Raw genomic sequence first — 16229 nt, 5'->3', positions numbered from 1 at the left:
GAAGCTATTTCAGGCTTGAAATATTTTCACGCCGGCCTAGCGTGTGGTGTTCCGCCCAAGAGTTTCCAAGATGATCAAAGCGCATCCCCTGCATGGCCCGAACAGACTGAAGCTTGGCGTCTTCTCGACCAACGCGGATGGCGGGCTTGCCATCACCGATGTGCCGGAGCGCTGGACGGCAAGCTGGCAGGACAATCTGACGGCGGCCCAGATCGCCGACCGCGCCGGGCTGGAATTCCTGCTGCCGATCGCGCGCTGGCGCGGCTTTGGCGGCCGCAACAAGGTGCGCGAATTCTCCTTCGAGACCTTCACCTGGGCGGCAGCCCTTGCCGCGTCGACCGAGCAGATCGGCCTGTTCATGACGGTGCATGTGCCGCTGGTGCACCCGCTCTACGCCGCCAAGGCGCTTGCCACCGTCGACCATATCAGCCAGGGCCGCGCGGGGCTCAACATCGTCTGCGGCTGGAACCCGAAGGAATTTGGCATGTTCGGCACGCCGCTGGTCGAGAAGGGCTACGACCAGGCGGCCGAATGGATCGAGATCCTGGAGCGGCTTTACGCGTCGAGCGAACCGCTCGATTATGAGGGCGCCTACTATCGCCTGAAGGAGGCGGTGAGCCGGCCGGCCAGCCTGCAGGTGCCGCGCCCAGTGACCATGAACGCTGCCTTCGGCGGCCCCGGTCGCGATTTCGCAGCTGCCAGATGCGATTATCTGTTCACGACCTTCTCCGAGATGAGCGATGCCGGCAAGCATGTCGCCGACATCAGCGAACGTGCCGACAAGGTCGGCCGCAACGTCGGCGTCTATACGGTCGCGCATGTCGTCTGCCGCCCGACCATGGAAGAGGCGCAGGCCTATTACACGCGCTATGCCGTCACCATGGCCGACCACGAAGCGGTCGATGCGCATATGGCCGGCAAGAAGGAATTCTCGCAGTCGCATGACCCGCATGCCTATGACCGCTACCGCCAGCGCTTCGCCGGCGGCGCCGGAACCTACCCGCTGATCGGCACCCCTGAAACGATCGCCGCCGACATGGCTTCCATCGCCGCGCATGGTTATCAGGGCATCGCGCTGTCCTTCGTCAACTACACGCAGGAACTGCCCTATTTCTGCGATCACGTGCTGCCGCAGCTGAAGCAGGCCGGGCTGCGTCAGTAGTCAGTCAGGTATGACCGCGGTCGCCTGGATCTCGACCTTGGCGCGGTCCTCGACCAGCGCCACCACCTGCATGGCCGCCATCGCCGGAAAATGCCGGCCAACCACGGCGCGATAGGCCTCGCCGATGCCTTTGAGGTTGCCGACATATTCGGCCTTGTCGGTGAAGTACCAGGTCATCGAGGTGATGTGCCGCGGCTCGCCGCCGGCTTCGGCTAGCACGGCGACGACATTGGCGAGCGTCTGACGCACCTGGCCGACGAAGTCGTCGGTCTCGAACTTGCTCTCGGCGTTCCAGCCGACCTGACCGCCGATAAACACAAGCCGGCCACGCGCGGCCACGCCATTGGCGTAGCCGACCGGTTTGGCCCAGCCCTCAGGCTGCAAGATGGTGTGCATGTCTCCCCCTATTTCAGATGCGGTTGGCAAAGGTTTCACGCCGCGCCCATGACCTGTCTGGCGATTACCACCTTCTGCACGTCGGAGGCGCCCTCATAGATGCGCAGGGCCCTTATTTCGCGATAAAGGCTCTCGACGATATGGCCCTTGCGCACGCCGTCGCCGCCATGCAGCTGCACCGCCTTGTCGATCACCTCCTGCGCCTTGTCGGTGGCGAAGAGCTTCGCCATGGCGGCCTCGCGCGTCACCCGCGCGGCGCCCATGTCCTTGGTCCATGCGGCGCGGTAGATGAGCAGCGCGGCGGCGTCGACATTGAGCGCCATGTCGGCGATGTGGCCCTGCACCATCTGCAGCTCCGCCATCGGCGCGCCGAACAGTTTGCGTTCCGCGGCGCGCTTGACGCTCTCGTCCAGCGCGCGTCGCGCGAAGCCAAGCGCAGCCGCGCCGACAGTCGAGCGGAACACGTCGAGCACCGACATGGCGATGCGGAAACCGTCGCCGGGCTTGCCGATCAGGGCGGAAGCCGGGATACGGACATTGTCGAAGGAGAGCCGCGCCAGCGGGTGAGGGGCAATGACCTCGAGCCGTTCCGCGATGCCGAGACCCTTCGTGTCGGCCGGCACAACGAAGGCGGAAATCCCCTTGGCGCCCGGCGCCTCGCCGGTGCGGGCGAAGACGACGTAAAGGTCGGCGATGCCGCCATTGGAGATCCAGGTCTTTTCACCCGAGAGGATGTAGTTGTCGCCGTCGCGCGTGGCCGTCATTTCCATGTTGGCGACGTCCGATCCCGAGCGCGGCTCCGACAGCGCGAAGGCTGAGATCGCCTCGCCGGCTCGAGTCTTCGCAAGCCAGCGCTGCTGGTCCGGCGCGCCGAACAGCGTGATCGCGCCGGTGCCCAGGCCCTGCATGGCGAAGGCGAAGTCGGCGAGCCCATCGTGGCGGGCGAGCGTCTCACGGGTGATGCAGAGCGTGCGTACGTCGAGCGGTCCGGGGTTGGCCAGGTCGAGCGCCGTCGGCTTCAGCCAGCCATCGCGGCCGAGTTTCGCGACGAGTTCGCGGCATGCGGCATCGACGTCGTGGTGATCGACGGGGAGGTTTTTCGCGCACCAGGCGTCAAGGCGTTCGGCGAGGTCGCGGTGGCGGTCTTCGAAGAAGGGCCAGTCGAGGAAGGAACGGTCAGGCATTTGTGCCTCCGCAGTTCCGCGAGGTTTGCGCTCCACGGCGCCCCCCTCTGTCCTGCCGGACATCTCCCCCACAAGGGGGAGATTGGCAGCTCGGGCGCCGGCGTCATCCTTGCAACGTTGAAAACTGGCGAAAGCGGACGCGACGGCTGATCTCCCCCCAAGTGGGGGAAATGTCCGGCAGGACAGAGGGGGCGCTGTCCCGCCAGCATGTCCATCTTGAGCGACGACAACATCCTCAATTCCCCTCGAACACCGGCTTTTCCTTCGCCACGAACGCCTTGTAAGCCCGCTCGAAATCGCCGGTCTGCATGCAGATCGCCTGTGCCTGCGCTTCCGCTTCGATCGCCTGGTCGAGGCCCATCGACCATTCCTGGTTGAGCTGCGTCTTGGTGATGCCATGCGCGAAGGTCGGGCCGGAAACGATGCGCGCCGCCATGTCGAGCGCGTCGGCTTCGAGCGCCGCCGGCTCGACCAGGCGGTTGTAGAATCCCCAGCGCTCGCCCTCGGTGGCGCTCATCGTGCGGCCGGTGTAGAGCAGCTCGGCGGCGCGGCCCTGGCCGATGATGCGCGGCAGGATCGCGCAGGCGCCCATGTCGCAGCCGGCGAGCCCGACGCGGGTGAACAGGAAGGCGGTCTTTGCCTCCGGCGTCGCGATGCGGATGTCCGAGGCCATGGCGATGATCGCGCCGGCGCCGACAGCCACGCCGTCGACGGCGGAGATGATGGGTTTGCCGCAATTCAGCATCGCCTTGACGAAATCGCCGGTCATGCGCGTGAAAGCCAGCAACTGCTTCATGTCCATCTTGACCAGCGGTCCGATGATGTCGTGGACATCGCCGCCAGAGCAGAAATTGCCGCCATTGGGCAGGAACACGACGGCGTCGACATCGTCGGCATAGACGAGGTCGCGAAACGTGTCGCGCAGCTCGGCATAGCTGTCGAAGGTCAGCGGATTCTTGCGTTCCGGCCGGTCGAGCCGGATCTTAGCGACCTTGCCTTCGACCTCCCAGAGGAAGTGCTTCGGCTTGAGCCTGGCCATGGCGCTCATTCGCGTCCCTCCCAATTGCTGCGGAACGATTTCAGCATGCTGGTGAGCCGCTTCGCTTCTTCCTCGCTCACACCCCGAGCAGCTCGCCGACCCAGCCCTCGTGCACGGCCGCGATCCTCGCGAAAGCTTTGCTGCCTTCCTCGGTCAGCCGCACCATCGAGGTGCGGCGGTCGCCGTTGCGGCGCGCGCGCGTCACCAGCCCTTCCGAAACCAGCCGGTCCACGATGCCGGTGACGTTGCCGTTCGACACCAGAAGGAAGCGCGACAGGTCGCTCATCAGCATCCCTTCCGGCACGCGATAGAGCGCCGCCATCACGTCGAAGCGCGGTAGCGTGGTGTCGAATTCCTTCTTCAGCCGTTCGCGCAGCTCCGCCTCGATGGTGCGCGAGGCGCGCAGCAGGCGGATCCACAACCGCAGCCTCTCCTTGCCCGGCCCGGTGGAGGTCGGTCCCGCTACCATGTCTCGCCTCCGGAAATGGAGATTGCCTGTCCGGTGATCGATCGCGCCGCATCGCTGCACAGCCACAGCACCGCGTCTGCAACCTCGTCCGGCTGGATGAAGCGTCCCTGCGGGTTCGTCGCCGACAGGCTCTGCCGTGCTTCCGCTGCCGACCGCCCGGTCTTTTCGACGATGCGTTGGACGGACTCCTCCAGCATGTCGGTTTCGACAAAACCGGGACAGACGGCGTTGACCGTCACGCCTGACTTGGCGGTCTCGGCGGCCAAGGCGCGCATCAGCCCGACGACGCCATGCTTGGCGGCCACATAGGGCGCGACATAGGCGTAGCCCTTCAGCCCAGCGGTCGAGGCGACGAAGACGATACGGCCTGCCTTCCGCGAGAGCATGCCGGCCAGCGCCGGCTTCACCGTCAAAAACGCGCCGGTGAGGTTGACGTCGAGTGTGCGCTGCCAGTCGGCCAGCGCGGTCCTATGCGCCGGCGCGCTGCCGGCCATGCCGGCATTGGCGACGACGATGTCGAACGGTCCGCGCGCGGCTTCGGCCTGCCGATAAAGGGCCTCCATCGACGCCTCATCGGTGACGTCGGCGGCAATGCCGAGGATGCGGTCGCTTGCGCGGGCCACCTTGGCAAGCTCCACCTTGCGCCGCCCGCAGATGGTTACGTTCACCCCAGCTTCCGCCAACGCCAGCGCAATGGCCTTGCCGACGCCGGAGCTGCCGCCGGTGACCAGCGCATGCTTGCCCTCGATTGCCCGCGCGGCGCTCATACTTTCAGCCCCGTTGCCGCTTCGCGTTCGGCCAGCCGGTAGATCTGGTCGCGTCCCGGCAGATAGGGATCCGGCCATTTGACGCCGCGATCGCCGAGCGTGACCGCCGCATGCAGCGTCCAGTAGGGGTCGGCAAGATGCGGCCTCGCCAGCGCGACAAGATCGGCGCGGCCGGCCATCAGGATCGAGTTGGCATGGTCCGGCTCGTAGATGTTGCCGACGGCCATCGTCGCCATGCCGACCTCGTTGCGGATGCGGTCGGAGAACGGCGTCTGGAACATGCGGCCATAGACCGGTTTGGCGGCGATGGACGTCTGTCCGGCCGAGACGTCGCAGAGATCGACGCCGGCTTCGCGCAGCAGCTTTGCGATCTCGACGGCGGACGCCGGCGTCACGCCTTCGATGCCGACCCAGTCATTGGCCGAGATGCGCATCGAGATCGGCTTTTCCGCCGGCCACACCGCGCGCACCGCGTGGAAAATCTCCAGCGGATAGCGCATGCGGTTTTCCAGCGAGCCGCCATACTCGTCGGCGCGGCGGTTGGTCAGCGGCGTGATGAAGGCCGACAGCAGATAGCCATGCGCGGCATGGATCTCCAGCATGTCGAAGCCGCAACGCCCGGCCATCTGAGCCGAAGCGACGAACTGGTCGCGGACCAGATCCATGTCGGCGCGGTCCATCGCCTTCGGCACCTGGTTCTGCGGCGACCATGCCACGGCCGACGGCGCCATAACCGGCCAGTTGCCGGAAGGCAACGGCACGTCGGTTCCTTCCCAGCCGACGCGGGTCGAGCCCTTGGCGCCGGAGTGGCCGATCTGGGCGCAAATCTTGGCCTCCGTTTCGGCATGGACGAAATCGACCAGTCGTTTCCAGGCGACCTCATGCTCCGGCTTGTAGAAGCCCGGGCATCCGGGCGTGATGCGCCCTTCCGGGCTGACGCAGGTCATCTCGATATAGAGCAGGCCCGCGCCGCCCTTGGCGCGCTCGGCATAGTGAGCAAAATGCCAGTCAGTCGGGCAGCCGTCGACCGCCTTGTACTGCGCCATCGGCGAGACGACGATGCGGTTGGTGAGCGTCATGTCGCGCAGCTTGAACGGCGCGAACATAGGCGCGCGGCGCAGCATGTTGCCGCCGGCGCCGGCCTTGCGCTGGAACCACTCCTCGGCGCCCGCCAGCCATTCGGCGTCGCGCAGGCGCAGGTTCTCGTGGCTGATGCGCTGCGAGCGGGTGAGCAGCGAATAGTTGAACTGAACTGGATCCAAACCGAGATATCGTTCGACTTCCTCGAACCATTCGAGCGAATTGCGCGCCGCCGATTGCAGCTTCAGCACTTCGGTGCGCCGCGCATCCTCATATCTGCGGAAGGCCGCTTCGAGGTCCGGCTCGGACTCGACATAGTCCGCCAGCGCCACGGCGCTTTCCAGCGCCAGTTTGGTGCCGGAGCCGATCGAGAAATGCGCCGACGCCGCGGCATCGCCCATCAGCGCCAGGTTCTTGTAAGACCAGCGCTCGCACAGCACGCGCGGGAAATTGATCCAGGCCGAACCTCTGATGTGGTTGGCGTTGGTCATCAGCGGATGGCCGCCGAGATGCTTTGCAAAAATGCGCTCGCAGGCCGCGATCGATTCCTGCTGCGTCATCTGGCCGAAGCCGAAGGCGTTCCAGGTCTGCTCGCTGCATTCGACGATGAAGGTCGCGGTCTCGCTGTCGAACTGGTAGGCATGCGCCCACACCCAGCCATGCTCCGTCTTCTCGAAGATGAAGGTGAAGGCGTCGTCGAATTTCTGCGTCGTGCCCAGCCACACGAACTTGCATTTGCGGGTATCGATGTCGGGCTTGAAGACATCGGCGAAAGTGGCGCGGGATTTCGAGTTCAGCCCATCCGAGGCAACCACCAGGTCATGCGTTTCCATGAAGGGTCGCGGATCGGAAATCTCCGTCTCGAACTGCAGCTTGATGCCAAGCTCGCGCGCGCGGCGCTGCAGGAGGATCAGCAGCCGCTTGCGGCCGATGCCGCAGAAGCCGTGGCCGGAGGAGACGGTGCGTACGCCGTCATGGATCACCGCGATGTCGTCCCAATAGGCGAAATGCTTCTTGATCCAGACGGCGCTGACCGGGTCGTTCCTGGTCAGGTTCTCCAGCGTCTCCGCCGACAGCACCACGCCCCATCCGAACGTGTCGTCCGGGCGGTTCCGCTCATAGACCGTCACCTCATGCGCGGCGTCGCGCAGCTTCAGCGAGATGGCAAAGTAGAGGCCGGCCGGTCCGCCGCCGAGAACCGCAACCTTCATGTCTTGCGATCTCCTCTAGAGCAATTCCAGGAAAAGCGCGTAGCGGTTTTCCGTCCGGAATTGCGTGAACTCTATAAGATGTCCGGAACCGCCGGATGGGACCAGCGGTTCCGACTGTCAGTATTGCGCCAGGGGTCAATTATTTCAAGCTTAAAGTTTTATAATTGAACGATGGTTTGGGCGCGGGCGGTTGAGGTCATTTGCTCGGATCCTTCGGGCTCCACAACACGGTCTCCGCCCCCCTCTCATAGGCCATGCCTTGCGGGTAGCTGATCGCTTCCAGCTGCAGTCCCCACGGCGCCTGGAAATAGAGGATGGTCTGGCCGGCGGCGGGTCCTTCCTTCACCGGAAGCGGTCCCAGTCTGGTCTTAACGCCCTTGCCGTCGAGATAGGCCTTCGCGGCCCCGACGTCGTCGACATAGAAGGCGATGTGGAAGCCGCCGATGTCGCTGTTCTTCGGCGTCAAGTCCTTCTGGTCGGGCGCAGTATATTTGAACAGCTCGATGTTCGAGCCAGTGCCGCAGCGCACCATGGTGATCTCCTGGATCACCGCCTTCGGATCGACGCCGAGCAGGTCCTGCATGAAGGTGCCCTTGTCGTCGGCAAACGGGCCGAATGACATCGCCTTCTTGCAGCCGACGACATCGGTGAAGAAGTCGACGGCCTGCTTCATGTCGGGCACGGTGATGCCGGTATGGTCGTGCCCGCGCATGCCGGGAATCGAATCCGCCGAAGCCGCTCCCATTGCGCCGGACAAGGAGGCCGCGAGGACCGCTGCCTGGATTGCGTATTTCATGTCACCCTCCGTTGGCGGGCCGACTTGTCCTTGCGCACATCCGAGGCCCGCTGGCCGGCGTGCGGATATCGAAGCTCAATTCATGCCGGCGCCTTGGACCGCAGCCAGTCCGCGTCGATCTCCGGCAGCGGAATGGCGGCGAGCAGGTCGCGCGTGTAGGTCTCCTGCGGATTGTCAAACAGCGCGTCCGTTGCGCTGGCCTCGACGATCCTTCCCTCGCGCATGACGATGACCTGCTGGCAGAGCCGCCGGATCACCGACAGATCGTGGCTGATGAAGGCGACCGTCAGCCCCATCTCGGCCGCCAGCTTCTCCAGCAGCGTCAAGATCTGCGCCTGGGTCGAGACGTCGAGCCCGGAGACGATCTCGTCGGCCAACACGAATTTCGGCGAGAGCGCGAGCGCCCGCGCGATGCCGACGCGCTGCCGCTGCCCGCCCGAAAGCTCGTGGCGGTAGCGGCTGGCAAAATTCTGCGGCAGGCCGACGCGCTGCAGCGCTTCGGCGACGCGTTCCTTCAGCCTGTCGCCAAGCCCGTTCTGCCTCAACGGGGCGGCAATGATACTGAAGATCGTGTGGCGCGGATTAAGCGACGACATCGGATCCTGGAAGATCATCTGCAGGTCGCGGCGCAGCGGCCTGAGCTCTACCTCCGAAAGATGGCTGATGTCGCGCCCCTCGAATTGGATCGAGCCGGCGCTCGGCTCGAGCAGCCTGACCAGGGCGCGGCCGAGCGTCGACTTGCCCGAGCCGGACTCGCCGACGATGCCGGTGACCGAGCCCTTGGGCAGATCGAAGTCGAGCCCTTTCAGGATCTCGGCCAGCGGCGCGCGGCCGATCAGCGGCTTGCGCGTCATGTCGGGCAGCGCCACCTTCAACCCGCGCACGGAAAACAGCGGCTCAGCCATGGCCGGGCCTCCAATCCTTGTCGGCGGCTGCGATCTCAGCCGTGAGCCCGGCAAGCACGCGCTCGTCCACCGGCTTCAGCGATGCGTATGGATCGGTGTAGCGCGGCGTCGCCGCGATCAGCGCCCGCGTGTAGGCATGCTTCGGAGCGACGAAGAGCTGGGCGGTTTCGGCCTCCTCCACCACCTTGCCGGCATAGAGCACCGATACTTTCTGGCTGATCTTGGCAACGACGCCGAGGTCGTGGGTCACGAACAGGATCGCGGTTCCGTGGTCGCGCTGCAGCTGCGCGATCAGCCGCAGGATCTGCTTCTGCACGGTGACGTCAAGCGCCGTCGTCGGTTCGTCGGCAACGATCAGCCTCGGTTCCGCCGCAAAGGCCGCCGCGATCAGCACGCGCTGGCGCATGCCGCCGGACAATTCGTGCGGATAGCTCTTCAGCACGCGCTCGGGGTCTCGGATATGCACTTCGTCGAGCAATTGCCGGATGCGTTTGTCCGCCCGCTCGCCGCTCCAGCCGAGGATACGGACCAGCCGGTCGGTCATCTGCGGGCCGATGCGGCGCGACGGGTTGAGCGCGGTCAGCGGATCCTGCGGGATCAGCGCCGTGCGCGCACCGATCAGGTTGCGCCGGGCCTTCGGACTGAGTCCGCCGAGATCCTCGCCTTCGATCAGCATCTCGCCTTCGACGATGCGCACGCTTTTCGGCAGCACGCCGAGCACCGCTTTGCCGATCATCGTCTTGCCGGCGCCGCTTTCGCCGACCAGCGCGCGCACCTCGCCGGGCTGCACGGCAAGCGACACCGAGCGCAGCACGCGCTGGCCGTTGGGCAGCACGGCGCTCAAGGAGCGGATGTCCAGACAAGTGCTCATCGCAGCACCGGATCGAAGCGCGCCTTCAGCGCTTCGCCGAACTGGCTGAAGGAAAGCACGGTGAGGATCAGCGTGATCAGCGGGAACACCAGCACCCACCAAGCCTGGTGGATCGACAGACGGCCCTCGGCGATGATGCTCCCCCAGGTCGGGTCGTCGGTCGAGATCGACAGATTGACGAAGGACAGGATCGCCTCGACGATGACGGCGATGCCCATCTCCAGCGACAGCAGCGCCACCACCGACGGCAGCACATTGGGCAGCACTTCGCGCAGCATGATGCCGATGCGGCCATAGCCGGCGATGCGCGCGCTCTCGACATAATCCATGCGCGCCTGGCTCATCGCCTCGGCGCGGATCACCCGGCAGAAGCGCGTCCAGTCGATGATCGCAATGGCGAGGATGACGGAGCTGAGGCCGGTGCCAAGCACCGCGACCAGCAGGATCGCGAACAGCACCGGCGGAAACGCCATCCAGACATCGACGATGCGCGAGATGATGCGGTCGGCCCAGCCGCCGAAATAGCCGGCGATCAATCCCAGCGCCGAACCGATGAGGCAGGCGGACGTCGCTGCCGCGAAGGCGACGATGAAGGCGATGCGGCCGCCGAAGATCAGCCGCGAGAGAAGATCGCGTCCCAGGCTGTCGGTGCCCAGCCAATAGCCGGGCTCGGCACCGTCCAGCCAGAAAGGCGGCAGCCGCTCCAGCATCAGATCCTGCGCCAGCGGGTCCTGCGGCGCGATCAGCGGCGCGAAGATGGCCGCCAGCAACGCCAGCAGCAGCCAGCCGCCGGCCAGCCACAGCCGCGGGCTCAGGCCGCGTCGGGCGATACGGGCCTCATCCATGGCGCAGCCTCGGATTGAGCAGCGCATACATCATGTCGACGGCGAGGTTGATCAGCACGAAGAGCAGCGCGAAGACCAGCACGATGCCCTGGATCAGCGGCAGGTCGCGGTTGATGACGGCGTCGATTGCCATATTGCCGAGGCCTTCATAGGAGAACAGCCGCTCGACGATGACGGTGCCACCGATCAGGAAGGTGAATTGGACGCCGACCAGCGTCAGCGTCGGCAGCGCAGCGTTCTTCAGCGCCTCGCGCAGGACCACCTGCGTCTCGGAAAACCCCTTCACCCGGGCGAGCACGACATAGTCGAGATCGAGCACTTCCTTCAGCGACTGTTTGAGCAATTGCGCGATGATCGCCGCCAGTGGCAGCGCCAATGCCACGGCCGGCATCAGCATGTGTTTCAGAAGATCCCAGGTCAGGTCGAAGCGCAGCCTGAGGATGCTCTCGACCAGATAGAACTGGGTGACGAAAGGCAGATCGAGCTGCGGCGACACCCGGCCGGAAATGTCGAACACCGGCACCAGAACGCCGAACAAAAGGATCAGCACCAGGCCCCACAGGAAATCGGGGATGGAGAGCGTCGCGCCGCTGGCGATGTCGATGCCGGCTTCGATCGCCGTGCCGCGCGAGCGCGCGCCGAGGATCGCCGCGGTGGCGCCGAGCGCGATCGCCATCAGCAGCGCCACGGTCGCCAGCTCCAGCGTTGCCGGCAGCCGGTCGAAGACCAGGCCGAGCACGTCCTGGCGCAACGAGATCGAGGTGCCGAAATCGCCATGCAGCACGCCGCCGAGCCAGATGAAGAATTGCTGCACGATTGACTTGTCGAGCCCGTAGAGCGCGCGCAGCCGGGCGATGTCGTCATCGCTGGCGCCGGGCGGCAGCATCATGGCGATCGGGTCGCCGGGCGCGACGCGGATGACGACGAAGACGACGATGGCGACGCCAAACAGCGTCACCAGCATCGTCAACAGACGAACGAGGAATCTCTGCAGCAGCATGCGTGCGTAATCACTCTGAGCGGACTCCCCCTCATCCGGCCGCTTCGCGGCCACCTTCTCCCCGTTGGGGGAAAGAGATCAGCTCAGCCGTCCGCGACCTCTTCTCCCCTCGGGGAGAAGGTGGCCCGAAGGGCCGGATGAAGGGGCCCTGCCGGGCGAAGACCGGCAGAGGGCAAGGCCGATGATCAGGCCGGGGTCATCAGCGTCGGCAGCAGCGCGCCGGACACGTGCTGCACGACATTGACCTTCTTCGAATGCACGATCGGCTGCGCATACTGGATCAGCGGCAGCACATAGGCCTGCTCGGCGATATATTTGTCGACCGCCTTCCAGCCGGCGATGCGCTTGGCCTCGTCCTTCTCGCCCCAGAGCGGATTGATCATGTCGACAAGGTCCTTGCTGTCCCACACCGAATGCGGGCTCGGGCCGTACATGGCGAAGCCGGTCGAGGTGGTCGGGTCGCCGATGGAATTGCCCCAATTGTAGAAAGCGGCCGGCGCCAACTTGTCGGCGGCGCGCAGCTCGTAATGCTTGGCGATCTCATAGACTTCGATCTTGGCCTCGATGCCGACCTTGCGCCACATGCCGACGATCGCCTGGATCATCTCATAGTCCTTGGGCTTGAAGCCCTTGGTGGTCTGGATGGTGAACTTGACCGGCTTCTTGGTCGAATAGCCGGAGGCGGCGAGCAGTTCCTTGGCTTTCTCCGGGTTGTGCTCGACCTTGATCGATGGATCGAAGGCCGTGTATTCCGGCGTTTCCAGCGTCGCGATCGGCTGGCCGTAGCCGCGCAGCAGGCGCTTGACCAGGAGTTCCTTGTCCACCGCCATCACGGCCGCCTGGCGGACGTTCTTGTCCAGCATCGCCTCGATGTCGTTGAAGAAGATCATGCCGATGTCGGAGACGTTCTTGATCGAGCCGGCGAGTCCGTCCTTGGCGATCAGCCGGTCATATTCCTCATAGGGGATTTCGAGCGTCACCTGCGAGGAGCCCGACTCGATCTCGGCGACCCGGCTTGCAGCGTCGGTGACGAACTTGATCGTCACATTCTCGAAGGCGGGCTTGGTGCCCCAATAATGCGGATTGGCCTTCAGCCGCAGGAAGGCGTTGCGCTCGAACTTGTCGACCATATAGGGGCCGGTGCCGATCGGCGCCTTCTCGAAACCTTCGGCGCCGACCTTCTCGTAATAGGCTTTCGGCAGGATGTAGCCGGTCAGGAACGACATCCACTTGAAATAGACCGGGTCGAACTGCACGACGTCGCCGGTGATCTTGTTGCCGTCGATCTTGAAATTGTTGACGTTTTTCCAGACGAACTGGATCGGGTTGCCGGTCTTCTCGTCGCCGGCCCGGGTCAGCGACCACACCACGTCTTCCGGCGTGAAGGGCGATCCGTCATGCCATTTGACGCCCTCGCGCACCGTCATCGTCACCTTGGTGCGGTCGTCGTTCCAGCCCCATTCGGTGAGCAGTCCTGGCGTGAAGGAGAGGTCCGGCTTCTGGCCGATGATCTGGTCGAACACCGACTGGTAGAGGCCCTGGATCGTCGGATTTACCGCCGACGGGCCGGTCGTCGGATCCCAGGAGGGCAGGTTGACATTGTAGGCGATGGTGAGCTCGTCGGCCGCCTTGGCCGCCCTCGGCAGGCCAAGCGTCGCCGCGCCGATCGCGGCGGCGCCATATCCAAGCAAGTCGCGTCTGTTGATGGTCATGGTCGTTCCCCTTGTTGGTTGTCTTTAATTTGCGCGGCGTCATCGATCCGTCTGTTCAGGCACCCGGGCAACCGCGCGCTTCCCGTCCTGGAATTCTAGTTTCCTCCCAGCTGTTGGGCGAGCATGAAGCCGGAACCCGCGCCCGTGCCGGCGCCCGGCCATGTGGCGGCGCCGGTGAGGTAGAGGTTCGAGATCGGCGTGTTCCAGCGCGCGAGGCCGCGCGCCGGGCGGAACAGGAAATTCTGCGCCAGATGGTGGCTGCCGCAAATCTGGTCGCCGCCGACTAGGTTCGGGTTTTCGCGCTCGAGATCGAGCGGCGAGAAGATCGCGCTGCTGCCTAAGATTTTCTGCCGCAGCCCCGGGGCATAGTTCCCGATGACGTCGAGCACGCGCTCCGCATAGGCGTCCTTGACCGCGTCCCAGGGCGCCGGCGCGATCTTGCCCGCGGCATCGCCAAGGATCTCCGCCGGCAGCATGCGCACCTGCACCCACAGCACATGCTTGCCTTCCGGCGCCCGCGATGGATCGACGGCCGTCGGCTGGCCGACCACGAGCACCGGCTGATCAGGCAGCAGACCGGCGATCGCCTGCTGGTAGGTGCGCGACATGGCGTCGAGCGACGGCGCCAGATGCACATAGGCGAACTGGCGAAGCTCGGCGCCGGCGCTCCAATCGGGCAGATCGTCCATTGCCAGATGGATCATCATCGTGCCCGGCGCATGGCGGAATGTCTGCATCGCCGCATCAAAGCCGGCGTCGCCCGACCCGTTGGGCAGCAGCTTGCCCGTCAGCGCTTTCGGCGCGACGCCGGCGATCACGGCCTTGGTCGCGACATGGGTTTCGCCGGATGCCAGCCGCACGCCGGTCGCCTTGCCGCCGGAAACCGTGATCTCGGCGACATCCGCGCCGGTCGTGATCTGGCCGCCGGCCGCCTTCACCATGCCGGCCAGCGCGCGGATGATGGTATCGGCGCCGCCCTTGCCCAGCACCATGCCGAAACTCTGGTTGGCCATCGATTCCAGGTATGGGAAGACGGCGCCGCCGGCGATGTCGGGCGCGAAGTCGAGATGCATGCCCCAGGCCGCGAGTGTCGTGCGCACATGCGGCGTCTCGAAATTCTCCTCCAGCCATGCGCGGGGCGAGGAAAGCAGCAATCGAGCCGTATCGAGCGCGCCGGCAAGACCCTTCTTGCGCCACAGGTTCCAGCCCGTGCCGGCCAGCGCCCTTGCGCTCATCGGCGATCCGAGCAGGCGGAACAGATGCTCGGCCTCGCCCGGAAAGGCGCCGACCAGCTTCCGCCATGTAGCCGCGTCCGCCGCCGAGAAGGCGGCCAGCCGCGATGCAGTCTTTTCCAGGTCGTTGCTGACGCCAAACCATTTCCCATCCGGGAAGGCGCTGGCGAAACAATCGGCCACGGGCGCGAATTCCAGCCCGTGGCTTTTCAATTCATTTGCATATTTCCGGTGGAAGGCGGAGCCGGCGAAGAGGCTCAAATTCATCGCGCCGAAATCGTGGCGGAAGCCGGGAAGCGTGTATTCGCTTGTCCGCACCGCGCCGCCGATCGTTTCGTTGCGCTCGAAAACGCCGATTTTCCAGCCTTTGAGCGCCAGATGCGCGGCGCATGCCAGACTGTTGTGGCCCGCCCCGACAAAGATGGCGTCGAACTCGCTCACGCCCCGCCCCAAAATGCTTTATGCTTAAAGATAATTGCAGATGCATATGTTTTCGTCTAGTAGGTATATTAAGGGCCGCAACGAGCCTTGATCATCACGGACAAGAGGGAACAAAGACCATGGACACGCAGAAACTCCTCGGCGAGGTCGCCAGCCAGCTGCTTTCGGGAGGGATCAAGGTGGTCGACCTGACGGCGCCGCTCGGGCCGAACACGCCGCTGATCAAGCTGCCGCCGGAGCTGGCCGTCGACACGCCGAAGGTCGAGATCCACGAGATTTCCAAATACGACAAGAACGGTCCGTGGTGGGCCTGGAACTGGCTGAAGCTCGGCGAGCATTCGGGCACGCATTTCGACGCGCCGCAGCACTGGATCACCGGCAAGGACTATCCGGACGGCGCCACCGACACCATTCCGGCGCAGAATTTTGTCGGCCCGGTCAACGTCATCGACTGCTCAGTGGAAGCGGCTGAAGACCACGATTTCCTGCTCACCGTCGACCATATCAAGGCCTGGGAAGCCAAGCACGGCGCCATCAACCCCGGCGAGTGGGTGGTGATGCGCACCGACTGGTACAAGCGCAACGGCTCGGAAGCCGAGTTCCTCAATGCCAACGAGACCGGCCCGCACACGCCCGGCCCGACGGCCGAAGCCATCCAGTTCCTGATCAGCAAGGATATCAAGGGCTGGGGCTCGGAGACGATCGGCACCGATGCTGGTAAAGCAGGAGGAATGGAGCCGCCTTTCCCGGCGCACACGCTGATGCACAAGGCCAATCGTTATGGCCTCGCCAGCCTCTGCAATCTCGACCAGCTGCCGCCGAAGGGCGCTATTCTGATCGCCGCCCCGCTCAAGATCGAGCGCGGCACCGGCAGCCCGATCCGCGCGCTGGCGCTGGTGCCGGGCAAGTAAGGCGAGGCGGCGGTCTTCGGGAGAAGATCATGCTCGAGGGCAATGGAGTGATGACGAGGTCGAGGCGACCGTCCTGGAGCGTCAGCGCTCTACGGCGCCCCCCTCTGTCCTGCCGGACATCTCCCCCACAAGGGGGAGATCAGACGTCACGCCTGCTTTCGCCAATCTCCAACGCCGCAGGATTGAGCAAGGCGCCGAGGCTGCCAAT

General features: G+C 65.0%; 14 protein-coding genes and 1 pseudogene. 2 read left to right on the top strand and 13 right to left on the bottom strand.

All coding sequences use genetic code 11. From position 1 onward, the window contains the following. The first annotated feature begins 70 nt into the window (after positions 1–70). Positions 71–1162: an LLM class flavin-dependent oxidoreductase gene (locus EJ069_RS20985; protein WP_126062924.1), complete on the top strand. Its 1092-nt coding sequence runs from the start codon at positions 71–73 to the stop codon at positions 1160–1162. On the opposite strand, the gene EJ069_RS20980 is transcribed toward EJ069_RS20985, so the two are convergent. The 13 genes and pseudogenes from EJ069_RS20980 to EJ069_RS20915 all read right to left on the bottom strand — a co-directional run bounded on the left by EJ069_RS20980 (position 1163) and on the right by EJ069_RS20915 (position 15110). Next, the gene (locus EJ069_RS20980) at positions 1163–1558 is read right to left on the bottom strand and encodes a RidA family protein (RefSeq protein ID WP_126062923.1); all 396 of its coding nucleotides are present in this window, start codon (positions 1556–1558) and stop codon (positions 1163–1165) included. 35 nt (positions 1559–1593) lie between these two features. Next, positions 1594–2742, bottom strand: coding sequence for an acyl-CoA dehydrogenase family protein (locus EJ069_RS20975; protein WP_126062922.1), 1149 nt, complete (start codon positions 2740–2742; stop codon positions 1594–1596). A 235-nt stretch (positions 2743–2977) separates the two neighbouring features. Further along, positions 2978–3790, bottom strand: a complete 813-nt coding sequence (locus EJ069_RS20965; protein ID WP_126062921.1) for an enoyl-CoA hydratase family protein — start codon at positions 3788–3790, stop codon at positions 2978–2980. Further along, positions 3787–4250 (bottom strand): annotated as a pseudogene (locus EJ069_RS20960) (MarR family transcriptional regulator). Before EJ069_RS20960 ends, EJ069_RS20965 begins: the two are co-directional and overlap by 4 nt. Continuing rightward, positions 4244–5017: an SDR family NAD(P)-dependent oxidoreductase gene (locus tag EJ069_RS20955; RefSeq protein ID WP_126062920.1), complete on the bottom strand. Its 774-nt coding sequence runs from the start codon at positions 5015–5017 to the stop codon at positions 4244–4246. The pseudogene EJ069_RS20960 and the gene EJ069_RS20955 overlap by 7 nt, the downstream one beginning before the upstream one ends. Continuing rightward, the gene (locus EJ069_RS20950; RefSeq protein ID WP_126062919.1) at positions 5014–7308 is read right to left on the bottom strand and encodes a bifunctional salicylyl-CoA 5-hydroxylase/oxidoreductase; all 2295 of its coding nucleotides are present in this window, start codon (positions 7306–7308) and stop codon (positions 5014–5016) included. Before EJ069_RS20950 ends, EJ069_RS20955 begins: the two co-directional genes overlap by 4 nt. A gap of 196 nt (positions 7309–7504) precedes the next feature. After that, a complete protein-coding gene (locus EJ069_RS20945; protein ID WP_126062918.1) occupies positions 7505–8104 on the bottom strand; it encodes a VOC family protein in 600 nt (199 codons plus the stop codon). Between the two features lie 80 nt (positions 8105–8184). Then, positions 8185–9009 (bottom strand): ATP-binding cassette domain-containing protein, encoded by an 825-nt coding sequence (locus tag EJ069_RS20940; RefSeq protein WP_126062917.1) that lies wholly within the window; start codon positions 9007–9009, stop codon positions 8185–8187. Continuing rightward, complete coding sequence (locus tag EJ069_RS20935; RefSeq protein WP_126062916.1) at positions 9002–9880, bottom strand: ABC transporter ATP-binding protein; 879 nt, start codon at positions 9878–9880, stop codon at positions 9002–9004. Before EJ069_RS20935 ends, EJ069_RS20940 begins: the two co-directional genes overlap by 8 nt. Beyond that, the gene (locus tag EJ069_RS20930) at positions 9877–10725 is read right to left on the bottom strand and encodes an ABC transporter permease (RefSeq protein ID WP_126062915.1); all 849 of its coding nucleotides are present in this window, start codon (positions 10723–10725) and stop codon (positions 9877–9879) included. The genes EJ069_RS20935 and EJ069_RS20930 overlap by 4 nt, the downstream gene beginning before the upstream one ends. Further along, the gene (locus EJ069_RS20925; RefSeq protein WP_126062914.1) at positions 10718–11725 is read right to left on the bottom strand and encodes an ABC transporter permease; all 1008 of its coding nucleotides are present in this window, start codon (positions 11723–11725) and stop codon (positions 10718–10720) included. The genes EJ069_RS20930 and EJ069_RS20925 overlap by 8 nt, the downstream gene beginning before the upstream one ends. A 185-nt stretch (positions 11726–11910) precedes the next feature. Continuing rightward, positions 11911–13437, bottom strand: a complete 1527-nt coding sequence (locus EJ069_RS20920; protein WP_126062913.1) for an ABC transporter substrate-binding protein — start codon at positions 13435–13437, stop codon at positions 11911–11913. 95 nt (positions 13438–13532) lie between these two features. Continuing rightward, complete coding sequence (locus EJ069_RS20915) at positions 13533–15110, bottom strand: NAD(P)/FAD-dependent oxidoreductase (RefSeq protein WP_126062912.1); 1578 nt, start codon at positions 15108–15110, stop codon at positions 13533–13535. Between the two features lie 119 nt (positions 15111–15229). Between EJ069_RS20915 and EJ069_RS20910 the strand changes: the two genes are divergently transcribed. After that, positions 15230–16021, top strand: a complete 792-nt coding sequence (locus EJ069_RS20910; protein ID WP_126062911.1) for a cyclase family protein — start codon at positions 15230–15232, stop codon at positions 16019–16021. The last annotated feature ends 208 nt before the right edge of the window (positions 16022–16229 follow it).

The sequence above is a fragment of the Mesorhizobium sp. M2A.F.Ca.ET.043.05.1.1 genome, from assembly GCF_003952445.1.
Classification (GTDB): Bacteria; Pseudomonadota; Alphaproteobacteria; order Rhizobiales; family Rhizobiaceae; genus Mesorhizobium.
Note: the sequence above shows the minus strand (reverse complement) of the source record. Positions and strands in the feature narration are given on the sequence as shown.